This window comes from Teichococcus deserti (genome assembly GCF_001982615.1).
GTDB lineage: Bacteria > Pseudomonadota > Alphaproteobacteria > Acetobacterales > Acetobacteraceae > Pseudoroseomonas > Pseudoroseomonas deserti.
In genome coordinates this window covers 1-21,843 of the sequence record NZ_MLCO01000087.1, presented here as the reverse complement: position 1 = coordinate 21,843, position 21,843 = coordinate 1, and the positions used below count along the sequence as shown (strand labels likewise).

The 21,843-nt window shown below is 71.4% G+C and carries 19 protein-coding genes, 1 tRNA gene and 1 pseudogene; 7 read left to right on the top strand and 14 right to left on the bottom strand.

Going from position 1 to position 21,843, the window contains the following annotated elements; translation table 11 throughout:
* Nucleotides 1-105 precede the first annotated feature (105 nt).
* Nucleotides 106-318 carry a helix-turn-helix domain-containing protein gene (locus BKE38_RS10820; RefSeq protein ID WP_076957324.1) on the top strand — a complete coding sequence of 71 codons (213 nt, stop codon included), beginning with the start codon at nt 106-108 and terminating at the stop codon, nt 316-318.
* Between the two features lie 171 nt (nt 319-489).
* Here BKE38_RS10820 and BKE38_RS10815 read toward each other — a convergent pair whose 3' ends face one another.
* Nucleotides 490-1,488 carry a DUF808 domain-containing protein gene (locus BKE38_RS10815; RefSeq protein WP_076957323.1) on the bottom strand — a complete coding sequence of 333 codons (999 nt, stop codon included), beginning with the start codon at nt 1,486-1,488 and terminating at the stop codon, nt 490-492.
* Nucleotides 1,489-1,731: 243 nt separating this feature from the next.
* Between BKE38_RS10815 and BKE38_RS10810 the strand changes: the two genes are divergently transcribed.
* From BKE38_RS10810 to BKE38_RS10795, 4 genes are read left to right on the top strand one after another with little or no spacing between them, the layout of a single operon-like run.
* Entirely contained in the window at nt 1,732-3,492 is a 1,761-nt protein-coding gene (locus BKE38_RS10810; RefSeq protein WP_076957322.1) for an alkaline phosphatase, read from the top strand.
* The gene (locus tag BKE38_RS10805) at nt 3,482-3,928 is read left to right on the top strand and encodes a hypothetical protein (RefSeq protein ID WP_106409193.1); all 447 of its coding nucleotides are present in this window, start codon (nt 3,482-3,484) and stop codon (nt 3,926-3,928) included. Before BKE38_RS10810 ends, BKE38_RS10805 begins: the two co-directional genes overlap by 11 nt.
* A 16-nt stretch (nt 3,929-3,944) precedes the next feature.
* On the top strand, nt 3,945-4,631 hold the full coding sequence (locus BKE38_RS10800) for an ATP-binding cassette domain-containing protein (protein ID WP_165694158.1): 687 nt from the start codon (nt 3,945-3,947) through the stop codon (nt 4,629-4,631).
* Nucleotides 4,632-4,639: 8 nt separating this feature from the next.
* Complete coding sequence (locus BKE38_RS10795; RefSeq protein WP_076957332.1) at nt 4,640-5,851, top strand: FtsX-like permease family protein; 1,212 nt, start codon at nt 4,640-4,642, stop codon at nt 5,849-5,851.
* Here BKE38_RS10795 and BKE38_RS10790 read toward each other — a convergent pair.
* Both BKE38_RS10790 and BKE38_RS10785 read right to left on the bottom strand, forming a co-directional pair.
* A complete protein-coding gene (locus BKE38_RS10790) occupies nt 5,848-6,441 on the bottom strand; it encodes a histidine phosphatase family protein (RefSeq protein ID WP_076957320.1) in 594 nt (197 codons plus the stop codon). The two genes, BKE38_RS10795 and BKE38_RS10790, sit on opposite strands and share 4 nt — an antisense overlap.
* Nucleotides 6,431-7,453, bottom strand: a complete 1,023-nt coding sequence (locus BKE38_RS10785; RefSeq protein WP_076957319.1) for a hypothetical protein — start codon at nt 7,451-7,453, stop codon at nt 6,431-6,433. Before BKE38_RS10785 ends, BKE38_RS10790 begins: the two co-directional genes overlap by 11 nt.
* A 138-nt stretch (nt 7,454-7,591) precedes the next feature.
* Here BKE38_RS10785 and selD point away from each other — a divergent pair, with 138 nt between their 5' ends.
* Together selD and BKE38_RS10775 are read left to right on the top strand one after the other, a co-directional pair.
* Nucleotides 7,592-8,635: a selenide, water dikinase SelD gene (gene selD / locus BKE38_RS10780; protein WP_076957318.1), complete on the top strand. Its 1,044-nt coding sequence runs from the start codon at nt 7,592-7,594 to the stop codon at nt 8,633-8,635.
* Nucleotides 8,636-8,741: 106 nt separating this feature from the next.
* Nucleotides 8,742-9,092 (top strand): hypothetical protein, encoded by a 351-nt coding sequence (locus tag BKE38_RS10775; RefSeq protein WP_076957317.1) that lies wholly within the window; start codon nt 8,742-8,744, stop codon nt 9,090-9,092.
* A 33-nt stretch (nt 9,093-9,125) separates the two neighbouring features.
* Here BKE38_RS10775 and BKE38_RS10770 read toward each other — a convergent pair whose 3' ends face one another.
* The 11 genes and pseudogenes from BKE38_RS10770 to fdhD all read right to left on the bottom strand — a co-directional run.
* Nucleotides 9,126-9,506: a hypothetical protein gene (locus tag BKE38_RS10770; RefSeq protein ID WP_106409191.1), complete on the bottom strand. Its 381-nt coding sequence runs from the start codon at nt 9,504-9,506 to the stop codon at nt 9,126-9,128.
* A 26-nt stretch (nt 9,507-9,532) separates the two neighbouring features.
* Nucleotides 9,533-9,625, bottom strand: a tRNA-Sec gene (locus tag BKE38_RS31955).
* 105 nt (nt 9,626-9,730) lie between these two features.
* Nucleotides 9,731-11,554: pseudogene (gene selB / locus BKE38_RS10765) on the bottom strand (selenocysteine-specific translation elongation factor); the annotation flags it as partial.
* Nucleotides 11,551-12,342, bottom strand: a complete 792-nt coding sequence (locus BKE38_RS10760) for a tetratricopeptide repeat protein (RefSeq protein ID WP_083747461.1) — start codon at nt 12,340-12,342, stop codon at nt 11,551-11,553. The gene BKE38_RS10760 and the pseudogene selB, both read right to left, overlap by 4 nt.
* Nucleotides 12,326-13,705: an L-seryl-tRNA(Sec) selenium transferase gene (selA, locus tag BKE38_RS10755; protein ID WP_076957315.1), complete on the bottom strand. Its 1,380-nt coding sequence runs from the start codon at nt 13,703-13,705 to the stop codon at nt 12,326-12,328. The genes BKE38_RS10760 and selA overlap by 17 nt, the downstream gene beginning before the upstream one ends.
* Before the next feature lie 4 nt (nt 13,706-13,709).
* A complete protein-coding gene (fdhE, locus tag BKE38_RS10750) occupies nt 13,710-14,630 on the bottom strand; it encodes a formate dehydrogenase accessory protein FdhE (protein ID WP_076957329.1) in 921 nt (306 codons plus the stop codon).
* Nucleotides 14,631-14,679: 49 nt separating this feature from the next.
* The gene (locus BKE38_RS10745) at nt 14,680-15,411 is read right to left on the bottom strand and encodes a formate dehydrogenase subunit gamma (RefSeq protein ID WP_083747460.1); all 732 of its coding nucleotides are present in this window, start codon (nt 15,409-15,411) and stop codon (nt 14,680-14,682) included.
* Nucleotides 15,408-16,349, bottom strand: coding sequence for a formate dehydrogenase subunit beta (gene fdxH, locus BKE38_RS10740; protein WP_165694160.1), 942 nt, complete (start codon nt 16,347-16,349; stop codon nt 15,408-15,410). Before fdxH ends, BKE38_RS10745 begins: the two co-directional genes overlap by 4 nt.
* A 73-nt stretch (nt 16,350-16,422) precedes the next feature.
* Entirely contained in the window at nt 16,423-19,509 is a 3,087-nt protein-coding gene (gene fdnG, locus BKE38_RS10735; RefSeq protein WP_165694159.1) for a formate dehydrogenase-N subunit alpha, read from the bottom strand.
* Between the two features lie 219 nt (nt 19,510-19,728).
* Nucleotides 19,729-20,808, bottom strand: coding sequence for a transglutaminase-like domain-containing protein (locus BKE38_RS10725; RefSeq protein ID WP_076957312.1), 1,080 nt, complete (start codon nt 20,806-20,808; stop codon nt 19,729-19,731).
* 149 nt (nt 20,809-20,957) lie between these two features.
* Nucleotides 20,958-21,843, bottom strand: an 886-nt coding sequence (gene fdhD, locus BKE38_RS10720) for a formate dehydrogenase accessory sulfurtransferase FdhD (RefSeq protein WP_367595617.1), incomplete at its 5' end; no start/stop codon positions are given.

The window sequence follows — 21,843 nt, the reverse complement described above, 5'->3', positions numbered from 1 at the left end:
CCAGATGGAAAAATCAATTTGGCCGAACGGTCGTGGCCAAGCGCCGGGTCGACCCGGTCGCGGGCGCCGCCTGAAAGAGGGGCGGATCGGGGCAGGAGTGCCGGGATGGGCGCCACCATTGCGCAGATGAAGGCGGTCGAGGCGCTGTCGCGCACCGGCCGCTTCTCGCCGGCCGCCGGGGAGCTGGGCCTGAGCCAGCCCACCGTCCCGGCCCAGCTGCCGGCCCTCGAGCAGGCCAGCCGCCGTCGCATCTTCCGGCGCTGTGCGCGCGGCTCGCCCAGGAGCTGGCGGAAGAGCGGCGGATGGGCATCCATCTGATCGCCGTGCAGTCGGCGGACGGGTCGCTGGTGCTGGCCGATCTGCTGCCGGTGCTGGAGGAAATCGCGCGTCGCCTGGCTGCTGGACAGCGCCCTGGCCTGTAGCCTGCGGCAGCACGGACAGAAAAAAGATGGGGTCCAGGGGAATTCCTTCCCCTGGCCTTCCTTTTTCCTAGTGCGGCAGGATCTTGCTGAGCACTGGCATCAGGATCGCGCCGGCGACCATGCCGATGATGCCCGACAGCCCGGCCGTGATCAGCCAGGCGAGGAAGCCATTGCCGGTGACGGCCGATGCGTCGTGGACGAGGTGGGCGGGGGTGGCCCAGCCGAGCACTTCCGCGCCGTGCAGCAGGATGCCGCCGCCGACCCAGAGCATCGCCGCCGTGCCGACGATGGCGAGGATCTTCAGGAAGTGCGGCATGCCGATGACCAGGCCGCGGCCGACCGCCTGGGTGACCGGGCGCAGCGCCTGGTCGGCGCCCGAGGGCGGCGTCGCATCGCCCGGCGCCGGGCGGCCGCGCAGGCCGAGCAGCGTGCCGGCCGGGCGCGGATTGGCGGCCAGCGCGACGCCCAGGTCGTCGGCCTTCACGATCAGCGCGACGCTGCCATAGACCAGCACGGTGATGCCGATGCCGACGACCGCCAGGATCACCGCCTGCATGACCACGGACTGGGTGGCGAGGCCGGCGAGGGTGAGCGCCATGATCTCGGCCGACAGGATGAAGTCGGTCTTGATGGCGCCCTTGATCTTCTGCTCTTCCAGGGCGACGGCGTTCTCGGCGGTGACGGCCGGGGCGGCCTTGGCCGGGTCCTTGCCGCGCAGGCTCTCGATGACCTTGAGCGCGCCTTCATAGCAGAGGTAGGCGCCGCCCAGCATCAGCAGCGGGGTGATGATCCAGGGCGCGAAGACGCTGAGCAGCAGGGCCGCGGGCAGCAGGAAGAGCAGCTTGTTCTTCAGCGAGCCCAGCGCGATGCGGCCGACGATGGGCAGCTCGCGGGTGGCTGCGAAGCCGACGACGTAGCGCGGCGTGACGGCGGCGTCGTCGATCACCACGCCCAGCGCCTTGGTGCCGGCCTTGGCCGATTGCGCGGCGATGTCGTCGAGCGAGGCGGCGGCGACCTTGGCGAGAGCGGCGACATCGTCGAGCAGCGCGAGCAGGCCGACGCTCATCGCGGCGCCGCCTGGCCAGGGGTCGGGAAGGGGAGGGGCAAGGTCGGGCCTCATGCGCGAAAGGTCGGATGGCCATAGCCGGAGCCAGGCGGATGAAAAATCCGAAATCTCGGAGAGGGTTTCAACCGAACGCGAGCTGACGGCCCGCCGGTTGCGCGGCGCGCCGTGAAATTTCGATGACGCACTGGCCTGGGGCGGCGCAAGCTCTAGTCTGCGGCCGCCTCCGGAAGGGATCTGGACCCGATGCGCCGTCTCCTCGCCACCACCGCCCTGCTGGGCGGCCTCGTCGCCGGGCTGCTCCCCGGGGCCGCCTCGGCCCAGACGATCTTCCCGATCAACCGCGCCGAGATCCTGGCCGGCAGCCGCTTCGACGTGAAGGTCGAGTTCGCCGGCGTCGTCGCCCGCGACGCGCTGCGGGTCACGCTGAACGGCAAGCCGCTGGACGAGGCCTTCGGCAAGGCGGCCGAGTTCGTCGAGCGCGAGGACGGCCAGGCCGCCTCCAGCCTGGTGCTGCGCGACGCGGTGCTGGCCACCCCCGGCCGCTACGTGCTGCAGGCCAGCGACGGGCAGAACACCGCCTCGGTCTCCTGGGAGGTCTATGCGGCCCCCGGCCAGCGCCGGGCGCAGAACGTCATCCTGTTCGTGGGCGACGGCATGACGGTGGCCAATGTCACCGCGGCGCGCATCCTGTCCCGCGGGATCGAGGAAGGCCGCTACCGCTCGACCCTGGCGATGGACAACCTGCCGCGGATGGCGACCGTCGGCACCTCGGGCAGCGATTCCATCGCCACCGACAGCGCCAATTCGGCGGCCGCCTACAACACTGGCCACAAGTCGGCGGTGAACGCGCTGAACGTCTATGCCTCGCGCGCCCGCGGCACGCTGGACCACCCGAAGGTCGAGACCATCGCCAGCCTGGTGCGCCGCCAGCTGGGCATGTCGATCGGCATCGTCACCACCGCCGAGATCCAGGACGCGACGCCGGCCGCCGTCTTCGCCCATACCCGCCGCCGCAACGACTATATCCCGATCACCGACCAGCTGCTCGCGGCGCAGCCGGAGGTGGTGATGGGCGGCGGCTCGGCCTCCTTCCTGCCGCGCTCGACCCCCGGCTCGCGCCGCGCCGACGAGCGCAACATGATCGACGCCTTCCGCCAGGCCGGCTATGTCTTCGGCGACAGCGCCGAGAGCATGACCGCCGCCGCCGCCGATCCGAACACCCGCCGGCTGCTGGGCCTGTTCAACCTGGGCAACATGGACGGCGCGCTGGACCGCTTCTACCTGCGCCAGGGCACGGTCGGCCGCTTCCCGAACCAGCCCGACCTGACCGAGCAGACCCGCGCCGCGCTGCAGGTGCTGTCGCGCAACCCGGCCGGCTTCTTCCTGATGGTCGAGAGCGGCTCGATCGACAAGTTCAACCATCCGCTGGACTGGGAGCGCTCGGTCTACGAGACCATCATGCTCGACAACGCCCTGAAGGTGGCGCTGGACTGGGCGGCGAACCGCGACGACACGCTGATCGTCGTCGTCCCCGACCACAACCACGGCATGAGCATCACCGGCACGGTCGACGACAACCGCCCGGGCACCGAGATGCGCGAGAAGGTCGGCGTCTACGAGCAGGCCGGCTTCCCCAACTATCCGGCGGCCGATGCGCGCGGCTATCCGCCGCGGGTCGACGTCTCCCGCCGCCTGGCGGTGTTCTTCGCCAACTTCCCTGACTACTACGAGACCTTCCGCCCGCATCTGGAAGGCCCGAATGTGCCGGCCGTCGCGCAGCAGGGCCAGGCCAACCGCTTCATGGCCAATGAGCGCTACCGCGAGGCCAATCCGGGTGGCCTGCTGCGCGAAGGCAATATCCCGCGCAGCAATGCCCAGGCGGTGCACACGGTGGACGACGTCATCCTGCGCGCCACCGGCCCCGGCAGCGAGCGCTTCCAGGGCTTCGTCGACAACACCATGGTGTTCCGCGCCATGGCCGAAGCCCTCGGCCTTGGCCGCTGATTTTTTCCTGGGGCGGCGAGCGATGCTCGCCGCCGGCGGGGCGCTGGTGGCGACATCCGCCAGCGCTGCGACGCCTTTGCGCTTCGACCAGCTCTACGGCGCCTGGACCGTCGAAGGGCTGCGCTTCTCCGCCGAGGTCGAGAAGCTGACCGGGCAGGAGGTCGCCATGCGCGGCTTCATGGCGCCGCCGCTGAAGGCCGAGGCCGATTTCTTCGTCCTCTCGCGCGAGCCGATGGCGCTCTGCCCCTTCTGCTCCAGCAATGCCGACTGGCCGCCCGATATCGTCGTCGTCTATCTCCGCCGCCAGGCGACGCCGGTCGATGCCACCGTCCCGATCGAGACCCGCGGCCGGCTGGAGCGCGGCTCCTGGACCGACCCGGCCACCGGCTTCGTCAGCCAGCTGCGCCTGCGCGACGCGGCCTTCCGCACCGTCTGACCGAAGACACCCCTCGATGCCCGGCCTGCCGCTCGCCTGCCGCGACCTCCGCCTCGGCTTCGCGCTGAAGGGGGGCGGGGAACACCGCCTCCTGGACGGCGCCAGCTTCGACCTGCCGGCCGGCTCGGCCCTGGCGCTGACCGGCCCCTCGGGCAGCGGCAAGACCAGCCTGCTGCATGCCCTGGCCGGCCTGGCGCTGCCCGCGGGGGGCAGCATCCGCTGGGGCGAGCTCAATCTTCCCGCGCAGGGCGAGGCCGCCCGCGACACCTGGCGCCGCGGCAATCTCGGCCTCGTCTTCCAGGACTTTTTTCTGATTGGCGGGATGACGGCGCTGGAGAATGTCCTGTTGCCGGCCTGGTTCGACCATGCCCGGGCGCCGGAAGCGCTGCGTGACCGTGCCGCCGCGCTGCTGGCCCGCGCCGGCATCCAGTCCCCCGCCACCCGCATCGAGGCGATGAGCCGCGGCGAGCGTCAGCGCGTGGCGCTCGCCCGCGCCCTGCTGCGCGCCCCCGCCGTGCTGATCGCCGACGAGCCCACCGCCAGCCTGGATGCCGCCTCCGGCGCCGCGGCCGCCGAGCTGCTGCTGCAGGTGGCGCAGGAATCGGGCGCCACCCTGCTGCTGGCCACCCATGACCTGGCGCTGGCCGCCCGGCTGCCGCATCGCGCGACGCTGGTCGAAGGCCGGCTGGAGCAGACTCAGTGACCTTGGCCATGAACCCTTGGCCGATCGCCCGCGCCGCCCTGCGTCGCCGCCGCGGCACCGTGCTGGCGCTGATGCTGCTGGTGGCGCTGGCGACCGCGCTGGGCATCGGCGTCGGCCTGATGGAGCGGGGCCTGCGGCGCGGCGCCGCCCAGGCTGCCGACGGCTTCGACCTGCTGGTCGGCGCCCCCGGCAGCCAGACGCAGCTGACGCTCACCGCCATCTATCTGCAGCCCGACGTGGTGCCGCTGCTGCCGGGCGCCGTGCTGCAGCGGCTGCAGGCCGATACGGACGTCGCCTGGCTGTCGCCGATCGGCTTCGGCGACCGCTGGGGCAGCCATCCGGTGGTCGGCGTCGCCCCCGCCTTCCTGACCCTGGGCGGCCGCCGCCCGCTGGCCGAGGGCCGCGCCTTCGCCGCCGAAGGCGAGGCCGTGGTCGGCCATGCCGTCCCCCTGAAGCTCGGCGAGCGCGGCGTCCCCCAGCACGGGTTGGCGCATGCCCATGCCGAGCCGCATGGCCACGAGCATGAGGAGGCCGGCTTCACCGTCGTCGGCCGCATGCCGCCCACCGGCACGCCCTGGGACTGGGCGGTGCTGCTGCCGATCGAGACGGTCTGGGAGGTGCATGGCCTGGGCAACGGCCACGCTTCCGAAGAAGCGCCGCTTGGCCCGCCCTGGACCGTCGACCCGCCCGGCGTGCCGGCGGTGATGGTGGCGCCGCGCGGCATCGCCCAGGCCTATCAGCTGCGCCAGCGCTACCGGAGCGACGGCGCCATGGCCTTCTTCCCGGCCGAGGTGCTGGTCTCGCTGTTCCGCATTGGCGGCGACCTGCGGATGGTGCTGTCGGGCATGGCCGCGGCCAGCACGGGGCTGGTCCTCGCCGCGGTCTTCTTGTCCTTTGCCGGGCTGCTGGCGGTGCGGCGGCAGGAATTCGCCGTGCTGCGCGCCATCGGGGCACCGCGGCGTTTCCTTCTCGCGGCCGTCTGGCTGGAGATGGCGGTGATCCTGGGGGTGGGCGCCGCCGCCGGCTTCCTGCTGGGCTGGCTGGGGGCGGCGCTAACCGCCGGCACCCTGGGCCGGGCGGCGCGGGTCAGCATCACCATCGCGCCCTCGCTGGCCGAGGCGGGGCTCGCCGCCGCCATCCTGGCCGCCGGGCTGCTGGCGGCGCTGCTGCCGGCGCTCTGGGCCTGGCGGCGTCCACCGGCGGAGGGGCTGCAGGGCTAGGCGGCGTCGATCCGCCGCCAGCCCGCGACAACCTGCCGCTCCGGCAGGGACACGGTGAAGACGTTGCCGCCGCCGTCGCCGGGCTGGTCGGTCGCGCGGCTGATCTTCTCGCCGGACAGGGCGCTCAGCAGCAGGGCGCCGACGCCGCCATGCGCAACCACCGCGATGCGGCGGGCATTGCCGGCGAGCCCCAGCACCTGCTCGAAGGCGCGCAGGATGCGGGCCTGGGCGTCCGCCGCGCGTTCCCAGCCGCGGATGCTCGTCTCCGGATGGGCGAAGAACAGGTCGGCGGTCGCCTCGAATTCGGCCCGCGGCAGGTAGCCGGTCGCCGAGCGGTCGTTCTCGCCGAGCTCTTCCAGAACCACCGGGACGAGGCCCCGCGCTGCGGCAAGGATCTCCGCCGCGTCGCGCGCCTTCCGCTCGGCGCTGCAGAACAGCGCATCGACATCGGCAGCCCAGGGGGCAGAGACGGACAGAAGCATGCGGGCGCGGCCGCGCTCGGACAGCGGCCAGTCGGGCACGGCGACGCCCGGGTCGATCAGCACCTCGGGATGCGTCACGAAATGCAGCAGGCGGGCGTCAGACGTCATTGGCATAGGGGCTGATCTCGCAGGGGCGGGCGAATTCGGCAGCCAGCCGCTCGCCGAGCTGGGTCAGCCCGTCCGGGCAGGGGTCGCCGGCCAGCGTCAGCACCGGCGGCAGCCAGCCAGGCCGCGCCGGGCTCAGGCGTGCCAGCAGGGTGGCGCCGCCACTGCCCTTGGCCGGCAGCAGCCGCTCGACGCAGAAATTCTCGATCCGCTCGGCGGGGACCAGGCAGAACTGGCCTTGGCAGAAGATCAGCGCCTCAGTCGCCGGCGCCCGGCTGATCTGGTCCAGCAGCGGCGCCATGGCCGGGTCGGGCAGCCGGGCAAATTCCAGCATCGCCTCGGCGGCGGGGCGGCGCAGCAGCGCCTCCAGCGTCGGCGCCGGGCGGGAGGGGTTCTCGGCCAGCGGCACGGCATGGGCCAGCCAGTCGCGCTCGCGCTTCGACAGGCTGCGGCGGAACCCTGTCTCGATGGCGATGTGGCAGGCCTGGGCCAGGCGCGGCTCGCGCAGATGCGCCGGGTTCGGCTCGCGCGGGGGCGGCAGGATCTCGCGCCAGGTGGTCAGGGTGATGGCGGCCGCCCCGTCGCGCCATTCGGCACGGCGCAGCCCGCTGCTGGCGACGATCTCCACCGGGCCGAGAGCGGCGGACAGCGCGGCGACGGCGGTGCGGATATTCTCCTCCGGATCGGGCGAGACCCAGCAGGCGGAGGAGAAGCTGATCGGCGGCAGGTCCGGCGGCGCATCCGGCCAGACCGCGGTGTCGAGCGGCCAGAGCAGCCCGGGCACCAGCGGCGGATCGGTGGGCAGGGCAATGACGGTCTGGGTGTAGGCGGGATGCCGGCCGGTGCCGTGGCGCTCGGCCAGGCGTCCGCGCGGCTCCCGCCACGGCAGGCCGATGGCGTCCAGCAGCGCATGGATGCGGTTGCCCGCAGCATCTCCCGCCAGCCGGCGGGCCACGGGCGGCCGCAGCTCGGGCGCCGTCTCGGGCAGGCGGCGCCGGCGCAGCCAGCTCAGCATCGCGCGGGAAGGCGGGCGGGAATCATCCCGAGCATGTAACCACGCGGGGAATGCCGCCGCCACCCGGGCAGGGCTTTTCCCGGAAGCGTCACGCGGCCATCTTGGGGGGCGACGCAGAGGGTGGACAGGAGCAGGCCAATGGATGCGATGCCGCGGCTGACGGAGCTGGCGCATGGGGGCGGCTGCGGCTGCAAGCTGGCGCCGGCGGTGCTGCAGGGGCTGCTGGCCGGCCAGCCGCAGGCCGGGCCTTTCTCCCAGCTGCTGGTCGGCGCCGAAACCTCGGACGATGCCGCGGTCTGGCAGGTCAACGACGAGCTGGCGGTGATGGCCACCACCGACTTCTTCATGCCGATGGTCGACGACCCCACCGATTTCGGCCGCATCGCCGCGACCAATGCGATTTCCGACATCTATGCCATGGGCGGCAAGCCGATCATGGCGCTGGCCATCCTGGGCATGCCGCTGGGCAAGCTGGCGCCGGAGCAGGTGCGCAAGATCCTGGCCGGCGGCGCCGCCATCTGCGCCGAGGCCGGCATTCCGGTGGCCGGCGGCCATTCGATCGACAGCCCCGAGCCGATTTACGGCCTGGCGGTGATCGGGCTGGGCCATCCGGCGCAGGTGCGGCGCAACACCATGGCGCATGCCGGCGACGCGCTGATCCTGACCAAGGCGCTGGGCGTCGGTGTCTATTCCGCGGCCATCAAGAAGGAACAGCTGCCGGAGGGCGGCTATGCCGAGATGATCGCCTCGACCACGCAGCTCAACCGGGTGGGCGCCAGCCTGGCCGCCGAGAGCGCCGTGCACGGCATCACCGATGTCACCGGCTTCGGCATCCTGGGGCACGGGCTGGAGCTGGCGCGCGGCTCGGGCGCGCGGCTGGAGATCGAGGCGGCCGCGCTGCCGCTGCTGGCCCATGCCGAGGCGCTGGCCCGGGCCGGCTTCATCACCGGCGCCTCGCACCGCAACTGGGAGAGCTATGGCGCGGCGATCCGCCTGCCGGAGGGCTGCCCGGACTGGCGCCGGCTGCTGCTGGCCGATCCGCAGACCTCGGGCGGGCTGCTGCTCAGTGTCGCGCCCGAGGCGGCCGAGGCGGTGCTGGCCCGCATCCGCGCCGAGGGCTTTGCCCGGGCCGCGATCATCGGCCGCGTCGTCAGTGGCGAGCCGGGCGTCACGATCCTTTAAGAACAGTCTCTTACGAAGAAGGGCAGGCAGGACGATTCAGCGGCGGCGGCGCGCAACCCGGGCCGCCCCGCCTGGCTTTTCCTGCAGAAGCACGGAGGCAGGTGTCATGCGACAGGCGAAGCTGATCACGATCCTGGCGCTGCTGGCCGCGGCGCCGGCGGCCTTGGCACAGTCGGGCGCGCAAACTGGGACCCAGTCGGGACCCGGGCGGGCCGCCCCGGCGCCGGCCCAGGCCGGCTGCGAGGCCAGCAATCGCGCCACCCCCGGCACCGCGCCGCAGCCGGGCAATGACGGGACGGCGCCAGGCAATGCCGGATCGACCGGCTGGAGCGGCGGCACCGGCGGCTCCTATATCGGGACCAATCCACAGGGCAACGGGCAGCAGTCGACGACCTGGCAGCCGCCCACAGCGCGCGGGCTGGATCCGCTGCAGCCGCGTCCGTCCCGGGCCTGCTGATCCTTCAGGAACAGCGGCTTGCGGCGCTGCGCTTCAGTGGCGCCGCACCTCTTCCAGCTGCATTGTCAGCCCGTCGGCGTTGAAGAAGAAACCATCGCGGATCAGGCTGCGGTCTTCGTGCAGCCTGGCGGTCAGCGCCGCCAGCCGCGCACGGGCGGTGTCGTCCGGCACCAACCCTTCGCGCCCGGCGCGATAGAAGACGACGCCATCCCAGGCGACGCCGGCGCCGATGAACAGGCGCTTCATCTCGGGCCAGCGGGTCTCGTCGCCCATGACATGCAGCCAGGCGGCGCGGCGGGGCTCGACCGTGGTCTCGCCGACGCCCAGCAGCACGAAGAGCATGGTGAAGTCGCCGGCCTCGGCATGGGTGGCGATGATCCAGTCGTCGAAATCGGTTTCGGCGGGCAGGGTCATGCGGTCCGGTCCGTCGGGGAAGAGGGCGGAAGAGAATGGGAGTCGAACCCACCCGGGACAGTCTCGCTGCCCCACCCGGATTTGAAGTCCGGACGCCCCACCGGGGACGACTCTCCTCCATGCGCCGGCAAGGGACCGAAAAGATCCAGCCGATGCGGATTGATGCGCCGCAGATCGCCGCGACGCAAGGTCACGCCGTGCCGGTCGAAGAAATCCAGGATCTGGATGGCCACCTTGCGGCCATTGTCCATGCGGTCGCGGAAGGCGGCGGCGGTGAACCAGCCATGCTCCGCCTCTTCGCCGCAGTCGACGGCCAGGCCCACCATCTCCAGCACCGTGGCCCTGAGGAAAAAGTGGTCATGGGCGACCTGGTCGATGCGGCCCTGGCGGGCGCAGGCCTTCAGCAGGCGGCGCATCTCGGGCTCGGCCAGCTCGAACGTCTGAGCAAGGTCGCGGGTGCGGGGCGGCCGGAAGCGAGCCCCGCCGGCGAGCGCCGGCGCCACCTTTTCCCAGATTGCCTCATCGGCCGGATCGAGGCGCAGCTCATGGCCGGGCAGGCGCAGGAAGGACCCTTCGGCGACCAGGAGGCCCGCCCCGGCCAGGCGGTCGAGGGCGACACGGAAGGCGGCGGCGGGCAGGCGCGGCGTGGCCAGCAGCCGCAGCCGCTCGCGGCCGATGCCCTGCTGGTCCGGATGCTCCTCGTGATAGGCGGCCAGCGCCGCGGCGATGCCTTCCGCAAAGGCCGTCCAGCGCGACGCGGACATGGCCTGGACCAGCCCCGCCGCCTCCAGGGTGACGACGTCGGCCGCCGCGGTCAGCGCGGCGGCGTCCCCGGCGCCCAGCGCCTGGTCGCGGGCGAAGCCGCGGAGCTCGACCAGGAAGGGCGGCAGCTCCAGCAGGGCGCGGAAGCGCGCGGCCGGCGCCGGCAGCGCCAGGGCCTGCAGCACGGCCAGCCGCTCCGGCGTGCCGCGTTTCCGCGCGGGCGGCCGCAGATCGGCGAAGACGCCGCCGCCGATGGTGCGCTGGGCGGAGACGTCGCGCAGCACGAAGCGGTCGCCCGCCGCCGTCGCGATGGCGCGGTCGAGCACCAGCTGCACCCAGCCGCCCCCCCCTGGCGCCAGCGGCCCTTCCAGCGGCACCAGCCGGGCGCCGACCTCGGTGCTGCCGGCATGCAGCCGCGCCGGAAACCAGGTGCCGAGCGGCTTCGGCTCGCTGGCCAGCACCCGGAAGCGGGCGTCGATGCGGTCGGTCGGCGCGTGCAGGGCAGGGGCCAGGACCATGTCGCCGCGGGCGATGGCTTCCTTGGTGATCGCCTCGCCCGCCAGGTTCAGGGCGCAGCGCTGGCCGGCCAGGCCTTCCTGCGCCGGACGGTTCTGCGCATGGATGGAGCGCACCCGGGCGGCCAGGCCGCTGGGGCTGACGGTGACGCTGTCGCCCACCGCGACGCGCCCCGACAACACCGTCCCGGTCACCACCGTGCCGGCGCCGGAGAGCGAAAAGCTGCGGTCGACCGAGAGGCGGAAGGCGCCGGAGGCCGCGCGCGCCGCCGTCTCGCCGGCCGCCTGCTGCAGCGCGGCTTTCAGGGTGTCGATATTCTCGCCGCTGGGGGTCGAGACCGGCAGGATCGGCGCGCCCTCGAGGCCCGTGCCTTCCAGCAGGGCGCGGATTTCGGCGGCAACCGCCTCGCGGCGGGCGGCATCCGCCAGGTCCGCCTTGCTCAGCGCCACCAGCCCGCGGGTCAGGCCGAGCAGGTCGAGGATCGCCAGATGCTCGCGCGTCTGCGGCATCACCCCGTCATCGGCGGCGACCACCAGAAGCGCGAAATCGATGCCGCTGGCGCCGGCCAGCATGGTGTGGACGAAGCGCTCATGGCCGGGAACGTCGACGAAGCCCAGCACCCCCGTCTCGCCCGGCAGATAGGCGAAGCCCAGGTCGACGGTGATGCCCCGCGCCTTCTCTTCCTTCAGGCGGTCGGTGTCGATGCCGGTCAGCGCCTTCACCAGCGCGGTCTTGCCATGGTCGATATGGCCGGCGGTGCCGATGATCATGCGGGAAGCTCCGCGGGTTCGGGCGTCGTCCGGGCGGCTTCGGCGGCGGCCTGCCGGGCCTCGGGCGAAAGCGCGGCGCGGACGGCGGCGAAGAAAGGCTGGGCCAGGGCGCTGCCGCCGGCCTCGGCGCGCAGCAGCCATTCCAGCGCCAGCGCCGGGCCGCGCGCCACGCCTGCGCCCAGTTGATGCGCCGCCCCCAGCATGGCGGCGCCATCGGCATCGCCGCGCGTCGCGCCGGCGCGCCACCAGGCGGCGGCGAGCGCCACGTCGCGCTCCACCCCCAGCGCGTGGTGGTGCAGCATGCCGATCCGCGTCATCGAGGCCGCGACGCCGGCGCGCGCCGCGGGGAGCGCCCAGCGCATCGCCTCGACCGGGTCGGCGGGCAGAAGATCACCTTCCAGCAGCAGCCAGCTCAGCATGTCCTGGGCCAGGGCGTCGCCCTGCTCAGCGGCGGCGCGGTAGAGCTGCTGCGCCCGGGCAGGATCGGCCGCGATGTCGCCACCGCCCTGCAGGTAGAGCGCGGCCAGGTTGCGCTGCCCCGCCGCATGGCCGGCGGCGGCGGAGAGCTGCAGCCAGCGCTCGGCCAGGGACGGGTCGCGGGCGACGCCCAGGCCTTCCGCGAAGCAGGCGCCGATATTGGCCTGGGCGCGGGCATCGCCGGCGCGGGCCAGCGGCTCCCACACTGCCAGCGCCGTCGCATGGTCGCCGGCGCGGAAGGCGGCCAGCGCTTCCTCCATCGGATCCGCGGCGGGCGGCCGCGGGCGCAGCTTTTCAAGCCAGCGCAGCATGGTCCAGCGCCGCCAGGTTCTCGACGAAGGCCGCGTCCTCGGTCAGGCAGCGCAGGTCGAGCAGCAGCGCCCCCTCCTGCAGCCGCCCGACGACCGGCCGCGGCAGGTCGCGCAGCGCCGCCTGCAGCGCCTCCAGCGCATGGCCGCCGGGACCGGCGATGCGCAGCGCGAAGCTCGGCAGCGTCTCCAGCGGCAGGGCACCCGAGCCGATCTGGCTGCGGCATTCCTCTGCGCTGGCCGCGAAGCCGGCGGGCAGCGTCGCGGCGACGAGGGGCGCCAGACGTCGCGCCTGTTCCTCGATCGCCGCCTGCGGCCGGGCCAGCAGCGCCAGGGTCGGCAGCCGCTCGGCCAGCCGGTCGGGGTCGCGGTAGAGGCGCAGCGTCGCCTCCAGCGCCGCCAGCCGGATCTTGTCGAGCCGCAGCGCCCGCTTCATCGGGTTGCGGTTGATGGCGGCGATCAGCTCGCGCCGGCCGAGGATGAAGCCCGCCTGCGGCCCGCCCAGCAGCTTGTCGCCGGAGAAGGTCACCAGGTCGGCGCCCTCGGCCACCGCCTCCCGCACCGTCGGCTCCGGCGACAGCCCGTAGCGCGAAAGATCGACCAGCGTGCCCGACCCCAGGTCGTTCAGCAGCGGCACTTTCTTGTCGGATGCGATCTTTGCCAGCGCGCTGCCGGAGACTTCCGCGGTGAAGCCCTCGATGCGGTAGTTCGAGGTGTGCACCTTCAGGATCAGCCCGGTCTCCGGGGTGACGGCGCCGAGATAGTCCCTGGGATGGGTGCGGTTTGTGGTGCCGACCTCGACCAGCCTGACGCCAGCGCGGGCCATGATGTCGGGCATGCGGAAGGCACCGCCGATCTCGATCAGCTCGCCGCGGGAGACCACCGCCTCGCGCCCGGCGCCCAGCGTGTTCAGCGCGATCAGCACGGCGGCGGCGTTGTTGTTGACCACCGTCGCATCCTCGGCGCCGGTCAGCTCGCAGAGCAGCCCGCGAAGGTGCGAATCCCGCTCGCCGCGGCGGCCGGTGTCGAGATCGAATTCGAGGGCCACGGCGTCGCGCATGGCGGCCGTCGCGGCCTCGATCGCGGCTTCCGCCAGCAGCGCGCGGCCGAGATTGGTGTGCAGCACCGTGCCCGTCAGGTTGAACAGCGGCCGCAGCCCAGGGCGTGCGGCTTTCTCCAACCGCGCCGTGGCGGCGGCGATCAGCGCGGCGCCATCGGGCAGGGGATCGGGGCGGTGGTCGCGCACCTCCTGCAGCGTGTGGCGCAAGGCCTGGGTGGTCGCCACCCGGCCATGCGCCTCGATCAGCGGGGCGGCCTCGCCCAGCAGCCGGTCGACCGAAGGCAGGGCGCGCAGATCGGCCGACATCCGCTCAATACCCGACCAGGAAGGGATCGAAGCCGGCGCGGCGATACTTCGTCGGCTGCATCATCAGGTCGAGGCCGAGGCTGGCCACGTCGTCGGCCACCGTCTCCAGCGACGGGTTCTTGTCCTGGTAGAAGATCTTCACCCAGGACTGGCAGCTGTCGCAGCATTCGGCCTTGACCACCGGCATCTCCTCGCCCTCGGGCGACTGGTAGCCGACGCCCTTGGTGCTGCCGCAGGCCAGGCACTTGATGCGCACCTCGTTCCACTGGCTGTTGCAGCAGGCGCAGGCGGCGTAGCGCGCGCCCTCCGCCCCCTGGCGGCCGACCACCATGGAGGCGACCGGCGGCCCGCCGCAGACCGGGCAGACGCCGGGGGCCAGGGGCAGCAGCGCCTTGGCGTCCAGCGTGGCGGCGGCCCGCGCCATGTGCAGCTGCACCGCGGCGGCCAGGAACAGATGCTGCGGCAGCGTCTCCGCCGGCATCGCATCCGCCAGCACATTCGCCAGCATTCTCTTCAGCTCCGCGCCGTCGCTGCGGCGCAGGTCGTCGAGCGCGGCGGCGGCCGGGGCCGGCATGTCGAGGTCGCCGATGGCGTCGAGGAAGCGGCGCGCCGTCTCCGCCAGCACCGGGTCTTCCGCGATGCCGGCGCGGTCGAGCGGCGGCATGGTGTTGTCGCGCGCCCGTTGCAGTTGCCCGGCCGGCGGCGGCGCCAGGGGCGGCAGCGCGGCGGCCAGGGCGGCCTGCGCCTCGCAGAGGCCCGCCAGGAAGGACAGGTAGGGTGCCAGGTCATGGCCCGGCGCCAGCGCCCGGAAGCGCGCCGCCCGGGCCGCGAAGAGCGGCGCCGGATCGGGCACCAGGCAGAAGGCCGGTTTCACCAGCCGCCCGATCATCGAAGGATCGGGCTGTATCCCTTGGAATGCGGACATGCTCACCTCGCGGGCCGCACCGGCCACGCCCTGTTGCGGTGATCCGGACTTATTCGGCCGGACCGGTCTTGCGCGTCTCGGCGCGGCGCAGGCCGGCGAGCTCGCGCAGCCACTTGCGGTGGTGCCGCCAGGCCCAGCCGCCGGTGACGGTGCCGCGGGTCATGGCGCGCAGCGTGCCGCGGGTCCAGATCGCCGCATAGACATGCAGGATGAAGATGCAGATGATCAGCACCGCCGCGATGGAATGCACCAGCACGGCGACGCGGCGCAGCGGGATGCCGAAATAGGTGGCGAAATACTGCTCCCAGATCATCACGCCGGTGGCGATCAGCAGCAGGATCAGCGCCACCATGCCCCAGAAGATGAATTTCTGCCCCGCATTGTATTTGCCGAGCTCGGGCAGGTTCTCCTCATGGCCGCCGACGACGTCCTTAATCTTCGACAGCCACACCACGTCCACCTTCTCCGGCAGGTTGGCGCGCCAGAGCTGCAGGAAGAAGACGAAGAAGCTGACGAAGAGCACGACGCCGATCCAGGGATGCAGCGCCCGCGTGTTCTGCCCGCCGCCAAAAAGCTCGGTCAGGAAGTAGAGCGAGGGGGTGAACAGCGCCAGGCCGGAGACCGCCAGCAGGATCAGGCTGCCGGCGGTGATCCAGTGGTTGAGCCGCGCCAGCGGGCCGTAGCGGCTGACGGTGACGGGCTTGCCCGGCTCCACCGCGTCGCCGGGCTGGGCATAGACCAGCCGCGGCTTGGCGGGGGGCTTGGCGGCGCTGCTGCTCATGGGCGGCGCTCCCGCGGGTCATGCGGCGGGGTCTCGTCGCCCTGCTCCACCAGGCGCTCGGCCTCCTCCTCCTCCTCGCGCGAGACGCGGTTGGCGCGGCCGAAGACGCCGTGGATGACGCTGCCGACGGCCAGCATGCTCATCGCCGCCATGCCGACATACTTGGTCACGCCCTTCCAGCTCTGCACCAGCGGCGAGATCGAGGGGTTCTCCGGCAGGCCGGCATAGATCTGCGGCTTGTCGGCATGGTGCAGCACATACATGACATGGGTGCCGCCGACGCCGGGCGGGTCGTAGAGCCCGGCCTGGCTGTAGCCGCGCGACTTCAGGTCGGCGATACGGCCCTCGGCGTGCTTCTTCATGTCCTCCTTGGTGCCGAAGACGATGGCCTGGGTCGGGCAGGCCTTGGCGCAGGCCGGGCCCTGGCCCACCGCCACGCGGTCGGAGCAGAGGGTGCACTTGTAGGAGCGGTGATCAGCCTTGGAGATGCGCGGGATGTTGAAGGGGCAGCCCTTCACGCAATAGCCGCAGCCGATGCAGTTCTCGTGGATGAAGTCGACGATGCCGTTGGAATACTGCACGATGGCGCCGGGCGCCGGGCAGGCCTTCAGGCAGCCCGGATCGGCGCAATGCATGCAGCCATCCTTGCGGATCAGCCATTCCAGACTGTCGGTCGCCGGGTTCACCCATTCCGTGAAGCGCATCAGGGTGAACATGTTCTCGGTCAGGTCATGCGGGTTCTCATAGACGCCCACATTCTCGCCGACCGCCGGAAGGGTGTCGTTCCACTCGATGCAGGCCGACTGGCAGGCCTTGCAGCCGATGCATTTGGAGACATCGATCAGCTTGGCCACCGGCGTCAGCTGCCGGGTCGGCGGCGGCAGGTCGCTCGTCGCCGAGCGACGGATCAGGTCGCCGGCGCCGAGATTGCTGGCCATGGGCTGCACCGGCGGATTGCTGACCGCGGTGCGCGGGCTGTCGGGTCCGTTGGCCATGCTCATGCCACTCCCCTCACGCCACCACCCCGCCCCGGGGGGCGGTGCTGGGCTCGATATTGACCAGGAAGGCCTTGTAGCCGGGCGTCTCGATATTCGCCTCGCCCACGAAGGGGCTCAGCGAGTTCGGGCCGAAGCCCTTCCTGGCCGCGCCGACGAAGCCCCAATGCAGCGGGATGCCGATGACATGCACGGTCTTGCCGTCGCAGATCAGCGGCCGGATCCGCTTGGTCACCACGGCCTTGGCGCGCACCGAGCCGCGCTTCGACCAGACGCGCACCCAGCTGCCGCCGGCGATGCCCTTCTCCCGCGCCAGCTCCTCGGAGAGCTCGACGAAGAATTCCGGCTGCAGCGCTGCATTCACCCGGTTGTGCTTGGTCCAGTAGTGGAAGTGCTCGGTCAGCCGGTACGAGGTGGCGGCGTAGGGGAACTCCTCGGAAGTGCCGAACTGCGCCACGTCGCTTTCGAAGATGCGGCCGACGGGATTGCCGCGCATCTTCGGGTTGAACGGATTGGCGATCGGGCTTTCGAAGGGCTCCATATGCGCCGGGAAGGGACCGTCGCGCAGCATGCCGCGGGCGAACAGCCGCGAGACGCCTTCCTGGTTCATGATGAAGGGCATGACGTCGCGCGGCTTCGCGGTGGGCGCGATATCCGGCACGTCATAGCCCACCCATTTGGCACCATCCCATTCCAGCAGCTTGCGGGACGGATCCCAGGGCTTGCCGTCCAGGTCGGCCGAGGCGCGGTTGTACAAAGTGCGCCGGTTCAGCGGCCAGGCGAAGGTCCAGTTGGGATGGGCCCCCGTATTGTCCGGGTCGTGGTTGTCCCGGCGCGCCATGTTGTTGCCGGCCTCGTTGAAGCAGCCGGAATAGATCCAGCAGCCGCTCATCGTGGAGCCGTCGTCGCGCAGCTGAGAGAAATTCACGACCTGCTTGCCGGCCTCGACCAGGATCCTGGAGGGATCGGCAGGATCGCGCAGGTCGGTCAGCGCTCGGCCGTTGATCTCCTTGGCCAGCTCCTCCGGCTCCGGCTCGCCCGGATTGTGGTACTGCCAGGACAGGTTGAGGATCGGGTCGGGGAAGGCGCCGCCCTCCTTCCGGTACAGCTCCCGCATCCGCAGGAAGATCTGCGCCATGATCCAGGTATCGGCCTTGGCCTCGCCCGGGGGCGTGGCGGCCGGCCAGAACCATTGCAGCCAGCGGCCGGAATTGGTCAGCGAGCCCTGGTCCTCGGCGAAGCAGACCGTCGGCAGCTGGAACACCTCGGTCTGGATCGCCTTGGTGTCGACGTCGTTGAAGTCGCCATGGTTCTCCCAGAAGCGGGCGGTCTCCGTCTCCAGCGGATCCATGGTGATCAGGAACTTCAGCCGCGCCAGGCCGGCGGCCACCTTGCCGCGGTTGGGGAAGGCGAGCAGCGGGTTGAAGCCCTGGCAGATATAGCCGTTGACCTTGCCCTGGTTCATCAGCTCGAACATGCGCAGGATGTCGTAGGCCGGCACGTCGAGCTTCGACAGGTAATGGTAGCACCAGTCGTTCTCGGCCGTGGCGGCATCGCCCCACATGGCCTTCTGGAAGCTGACCATGAACTTCGAGTAGTTCTGCCAGTAGCTGGTCTGGCCCGGCCGCAGCGGGCGGAACTGCCGCGAGGCCATGTAGGTCTTGTAGTCGACCTCCTTCTCCGTCGGCATGTTCAGATAGCCGGTGAGCAGGTGCGACATCAGGCCCAGATCGGTCAGGCCCTGGATGTTGGAATGCCCGCGCAGCGCGTTCATGCCGCCGCCGCGCACGCCGATATTGCCCAGGATCAGCTGCAGCATGGCCATGGCGCGGATGTTCTGCGCGCCATGCGAATGCTGCGTCCAGCCCAGCGCATACATCGACGTCATCGTCTTGGTCGGCGACGAGCACTCGGCGATCATCCCTGCGATCTGCAGGAATTTCTGGCGCGGCGTGCCGCAGATCCGCTCCACCAGCTCGGGCGTGTAGGCGGCGACATGCGCTTTCAGCAGGTTCCAGACGCAGCGGGGGTGCTGCAGCGTCGGGTCCACTTTCGCAAAGCCGTCCTCGCCGAACTCATAGTCCCAGCTCGAACGGTCGTAGTCGCGCTTCTCCTCGTCATAGCCCGAGAAGAGACCGTCGGCGTAGCCGAAGCCTTCCTTCACGATGAAGGCGGCGTTGGTATAGGCCTTGGTATACTCCCACTGCACCTTGTCATTCTGGATGCAGTAATTGATCACCGCATTGAGGAAGGTGATGTCGGAGCCCTGGCGGATCGGCGCATAGACGTCCGAAACCGAGGCCGTGCGGGTATAGCGCGGATCGACGACGATCAGCTTGGCGCCGCGATGCGCCTTGGCTTCGGTGACCCACTTGAAGCCGCAGGGATGCGCTTCCGCCGCATTGCCGCCCATGACGACAACGAGGTCGGTGTTCTTGATATCGGTCCAGGCATTCGTCATCGCACCACGACCAAAACTCGGGCCCAAACTGGACACCGTGGGGCCGTGTCAGACGCGCGCCTGGTTATCGAATCCGACGATACCGAGGGTCTTGGCCACCTTGAAGGTGGCCCAGGCCGTCTCGTTGGTGGTAGCGGAGGCCGCCAGCATGCCCGTGGTCGCCCAGCGGTTCACCGGCACGCCATCGGCATTGCTCGCCAGGAAATTGGCGTCGCGATCGTCCTTCATCAGCCGCGCGATGCGATCCAGCGCGGCGTCCCAGGAGATCGGCTCGAACCTGTCGGAGCCGGGGCGGCGGTGCATCGGCTGGCGCAGCCGCGTCTCGGCCCGGACGAAATCCTTCAGCGCCGCGCCCTTGGGGCAGAGGGTGCCGAGATTGGTCGGGTGGTCGGCATCGCCCTCGACATGCACCAGCTCGGCGCGCTCGCCCTTCCGGACATCACCCTTGGAATACATGATGATGCCGCAGGCGACCGAGCAATAGGTGCAGGTGTTGCGGGTCTCCGTGGTGCTGGCCAGCTTCATCGGCCGCACATGGGCGATGACGGCAGCCTCGGCGCCGCCGAAGCCCATCGCCCCCAGAGATGTCGCCGCAACACCCGCGCCGGCGGCTTTCATGAAGCCGCGCCGCGAGAGTTCCATATTCATCTGGCCCTCCCTCATCGGAGCATATCGCACAAGAACAAGGCACAGTTGTCGACCGTGCCCGGCAAAGTCAAGCAGCAAGCCGGCGAAGTGATCCTTGCGTTATTCCCGCATGGATACGACGTCATAACTTGGTTGCGACTAATTATCATCTCGCAGGACGACGCTGCATGCTTGTGCGGCGCGGTCCAAGGCCAGACTGCGCCACAAGCCTGTTCACGCCGTTAATTCACGAGCCGAAATCGCATAGCGGAAGCTGGCCGGGTCCAGGCAGTCCGGCTGCCCGGCCGGGGTGAAGGCGCAAGGATACATCAGGAAGGCGAAGTTCGGCTTCTGCTGCCCCAGCGCCCCCGGCAGCACGATGTCGGTGGCGCTGTTGAAGCCGATCCAGTTCATCTCCCAATGGCCGAACAGCCGGTCGCGCAGCGCCCGGATCTCCAGGCTGTCCACCGCCAGCCTGTGGTCCAGCACCACCTTGCGGACATCGGCCGGATCGACCGGGAACCAGCCTTCCTGCTCCAAGTAGATCTCGGTGCGGCAATGCTGCGCCTTGGAGATGTCGCTGCTGGTGGTCCCCAGCGTGCGGAACTGGCCCGAGCCAGCCGTGCGGATGCCGTAGACGTCACGCGCCGGGAAGCCGGCGGCGCGGGCCAGCCCGGTCATCAGCCCGTTGATATCGGCGCATTTTCCGGAGAGGTTGCCGCTTTCCAGCATGCCGCGGACATCGCCGAGGCCGCAGCCCGGCGTCTCCGGGTTGCGCGCCGTGTTGTCGACCACCCAGTCATAGAGGGCGCGCAGCCGGGCGCGGGGTTCCTGGATGCCGGCGGTGATGCGGTCGGCGGTGGCCTTGACGATGCCGTCGACCGGCACGCTCTCGCTCGGCTCGAGCCAGAAGGCGCGCTCGGCCCGGGTGGCGGCCAGGCCAGAGGCGGCGCCGTCGCGGTCGCGGGTGGCAATGGTCTGCACCAGCGACAGGCTGCGTGGCCCGGCCTGGTCGGCGGCCCAGTCCAGCTTCAGCAGCGCGGCGCCATAGCGGTCGTCGCGGACGATGCCGCCACTTGCCGCGCTCTGCCAGCGAAGGTCGATCCCGGCCTGGTAGCCGCCGGCGGTCTGCGCCAGCGGCAGCCAGAGCTGCGCCGGCCCCGGGGTCTCGGGCAGGGTGACCTGGGTGGTGACCTCGAAGCGGCGCCATCCGGCGGGCAGGCTGGCCTGGGCCGCGGCAGGGCGGGCGAGGGAGCCGAGGGCCAGCCCGGCCGGCAGGGCGGCAAGGCTGGAGAGAAGGGCGCGGCGCTGCATGACGGGGCCTCGTTCGAAACGGACAGGGGCTGCGGCACCACCGGGCAGGGCGTGTCTTGTGCCACTATCTGGGAGAAATGCCTCAACCTGCCCTTCGGCTGCAAGCAGGACGCGCCGATCCGACAAAACTCTGCGCGGAATTGGTTCAATCAGGCGGCGGCGTCGGGCAGCGCCTCGCCCGGCACCAGCCGGTGCGCATGACAGAAAACCTCGAAGCGGGGGGCGCGGGCGCGGGCGATCAGGGTCAGGCCGCAGGCCTCGGCGCTGCGCACCGCCAGCGCCGTCGGCGCCGAGACCGCGACCAGGATGGCGGCGCCGAGCAGCGCGGTCTTCTGCACCAGCTCGACCGAGACGCGGCTGGTCATCACCACGGCGCCCTCGGCGGGATCGAGGCCGGCGCGGCGGATCGCGCCCACCAGCTTGTCCAGCGCGTTGTGGCGGCCGACATCCTCGCGCAGCGCCAGCAGGCCGCCGGCCGGATGCCAGAAGCCCGCGGCATGGGCGCCCTGGGTTGCGCGATGCAGCGCCTGGCGCCCGGCCATGGCGGCCAGCGCCGCGCCGACCGCCCCGGCGGGCAGGCGCGGGCCGGCGGGCACCGGGGGCAGCGGGCGCAGCGTCGCCTCCAGGCTGTCCAGCCCGCACAAGCCGCAGCCGACCGGCCCGGCCATGAAGCGGCGCCGTTCGACGAGCGCCGCCTGGCGGTTCTCTGTCAGCTCCATGCGCAGCTCGATGCCGCGGGGGCCAGGGCGGACTTCCAGCTCGATGATCTCGTCGGGCGCGGCGACCAGCCCCTCGGTCAGGCTGAAGCCGGTCGCGAAATCCTCCAGGTCGGCGGGGGTCGCCATCATCACCGCCTGGGTGGCGCGGCCATAGGTCAGGGCGACCGGCACCTCCTCCGGCAGCAGGCGCTCGGCCGAAGCGGCGGCCGGGGCGGCATCCTGCCAGGACCAGCTGGGGCAGGCGGCGGTCGGGCTCGGGGCGGTCAGGCTTGGGGCGGTCAGGCTCGGGGCGGTCGGGCTCGGGGCGGTGTCGGCC

What these genes read in the sequence shown, in the direction of transcription:
- BKE38_RS10785 (WP_076957319.1), bottom strand. Translation starts at nt 7,453, where the DNA reads ATGCTGAGCTGGCTGCGCCGGCGCCGCCTGCCCGAGACGGCGCCCGAG.
- BKE38_RS10820 (WP_076957324.1), top strand. Translation starts at nt 106, where the DNA reads ATGGGCGCCACCATTGCGCAGATGAAGGCGGTCGAGGCGCTGTCGCGC.
- fdxH (WP_165694160.1), bottom strand. Translation starts at nt 16,349, where the DNA reads ATGGCCAGCAATCTCGGCGCCGGCGACCTGATCCGTCGCTCGGCGACG.
- fdhE (WP_076957329.1), bottom strand. Translation starts at nt 14,630, where the DNA reads ATGTCCGCATTCCAAGGGATACAGCCCGATCCTTCGATGATCGGGCGG.
- BKE38_RS10815 (WP_076957323.1), bottom strand. Translation starts at nt 1,488, where the DNA reads ATGAGCGTCGGCCTGCTCGCGCTGCTCGACGATGTCGCCGCTCTCGCC.
- selD (WP_076957318.1), top strand. Translation starts at nt 7,592, where the DNA reads ATGGATGCGATGCCGCGGCTGACGGAGCTGGCGCATGGGGGCGGCTGC.
- BKE38_RS10795 (WP_076957332.1), top strand. Translation starts at nt 4,640, where the DNA reads ATGAACCCTTGGCCGATCGCCCGCGCCGCCCTGCGTCGCCGCCGCGGC.
- BKE38_RS10770 (WP_106409191.1), bottom strand. Translation starts at nt 9,506, where the DNA reads ATGACCCTGCCCGCCGAAACCGATTTCGACGACTGGATCATCGCCACC.
- BKE38_RS10810 (WP_076957322.1), top strand. Translation starts at nt 1,732, where the DNA reads ATGCGCCGTCTCCTCGCCACCACCGCCCTGCTGGGCGGCCTCGTCGCC.
- BKE38_RS10790 (WP_076957320.1), bottom strand. Translation starts at nt 6,441, where the DNA reads ATGACGTCTGACGCCCGCCTGCTGCATTTCGTGACGCATCCCGAGGTG.
- BKE38_RS10775 (WP_076957317.1), top strand. Translation starts at nt 8,742, where the DNA reads ATGCGACAGGCGAAGCTGATCACGATCCTGGCGCTGCTGGCCGCGGCG.
- selA (WP_076957315.1), bottom strand. Translation starts at nt 13,705, where the DNA reads ATGTCGGCCGATCTGCGCGCCCTGCCTTCGGTCGACCGGCTGCTGGGC.
- BKE38_RS10760 (WP_083747461.1), bottom strand. Translation starts at nt 12,342, where the DNA reads ATGCTGCGCTGGCTTGAAAAGCTGCGCCCGCGGCCGCCCGCCGCGGAT.
- BKE38_RS10745 (WP_083747460.1), bottom strand. Translation starts at nt 15,411, where the DNA reads ATGAGCAGCAGCGCCGCCAAGCCCCCCGCCAAGCCGCGGCTGGTCTAT.
- BKE38_RS10725 (WP_076957312.1), bottom strand. Translation starts at nt 20,808, where the DNA reads ATGCAGCGCCGCGCCCTTCTCTCCAGCCTTGCCGCCCTGCCGGCCGGG.
- BKE38_RS10800 (WP_165694158.1), top strand. Translation starts at nt 3,945, where the DNA reads ATGCCCGGCCTGCCGCTCGCCTGCCGCGACCTCCGCCTCGGCTTCGCG.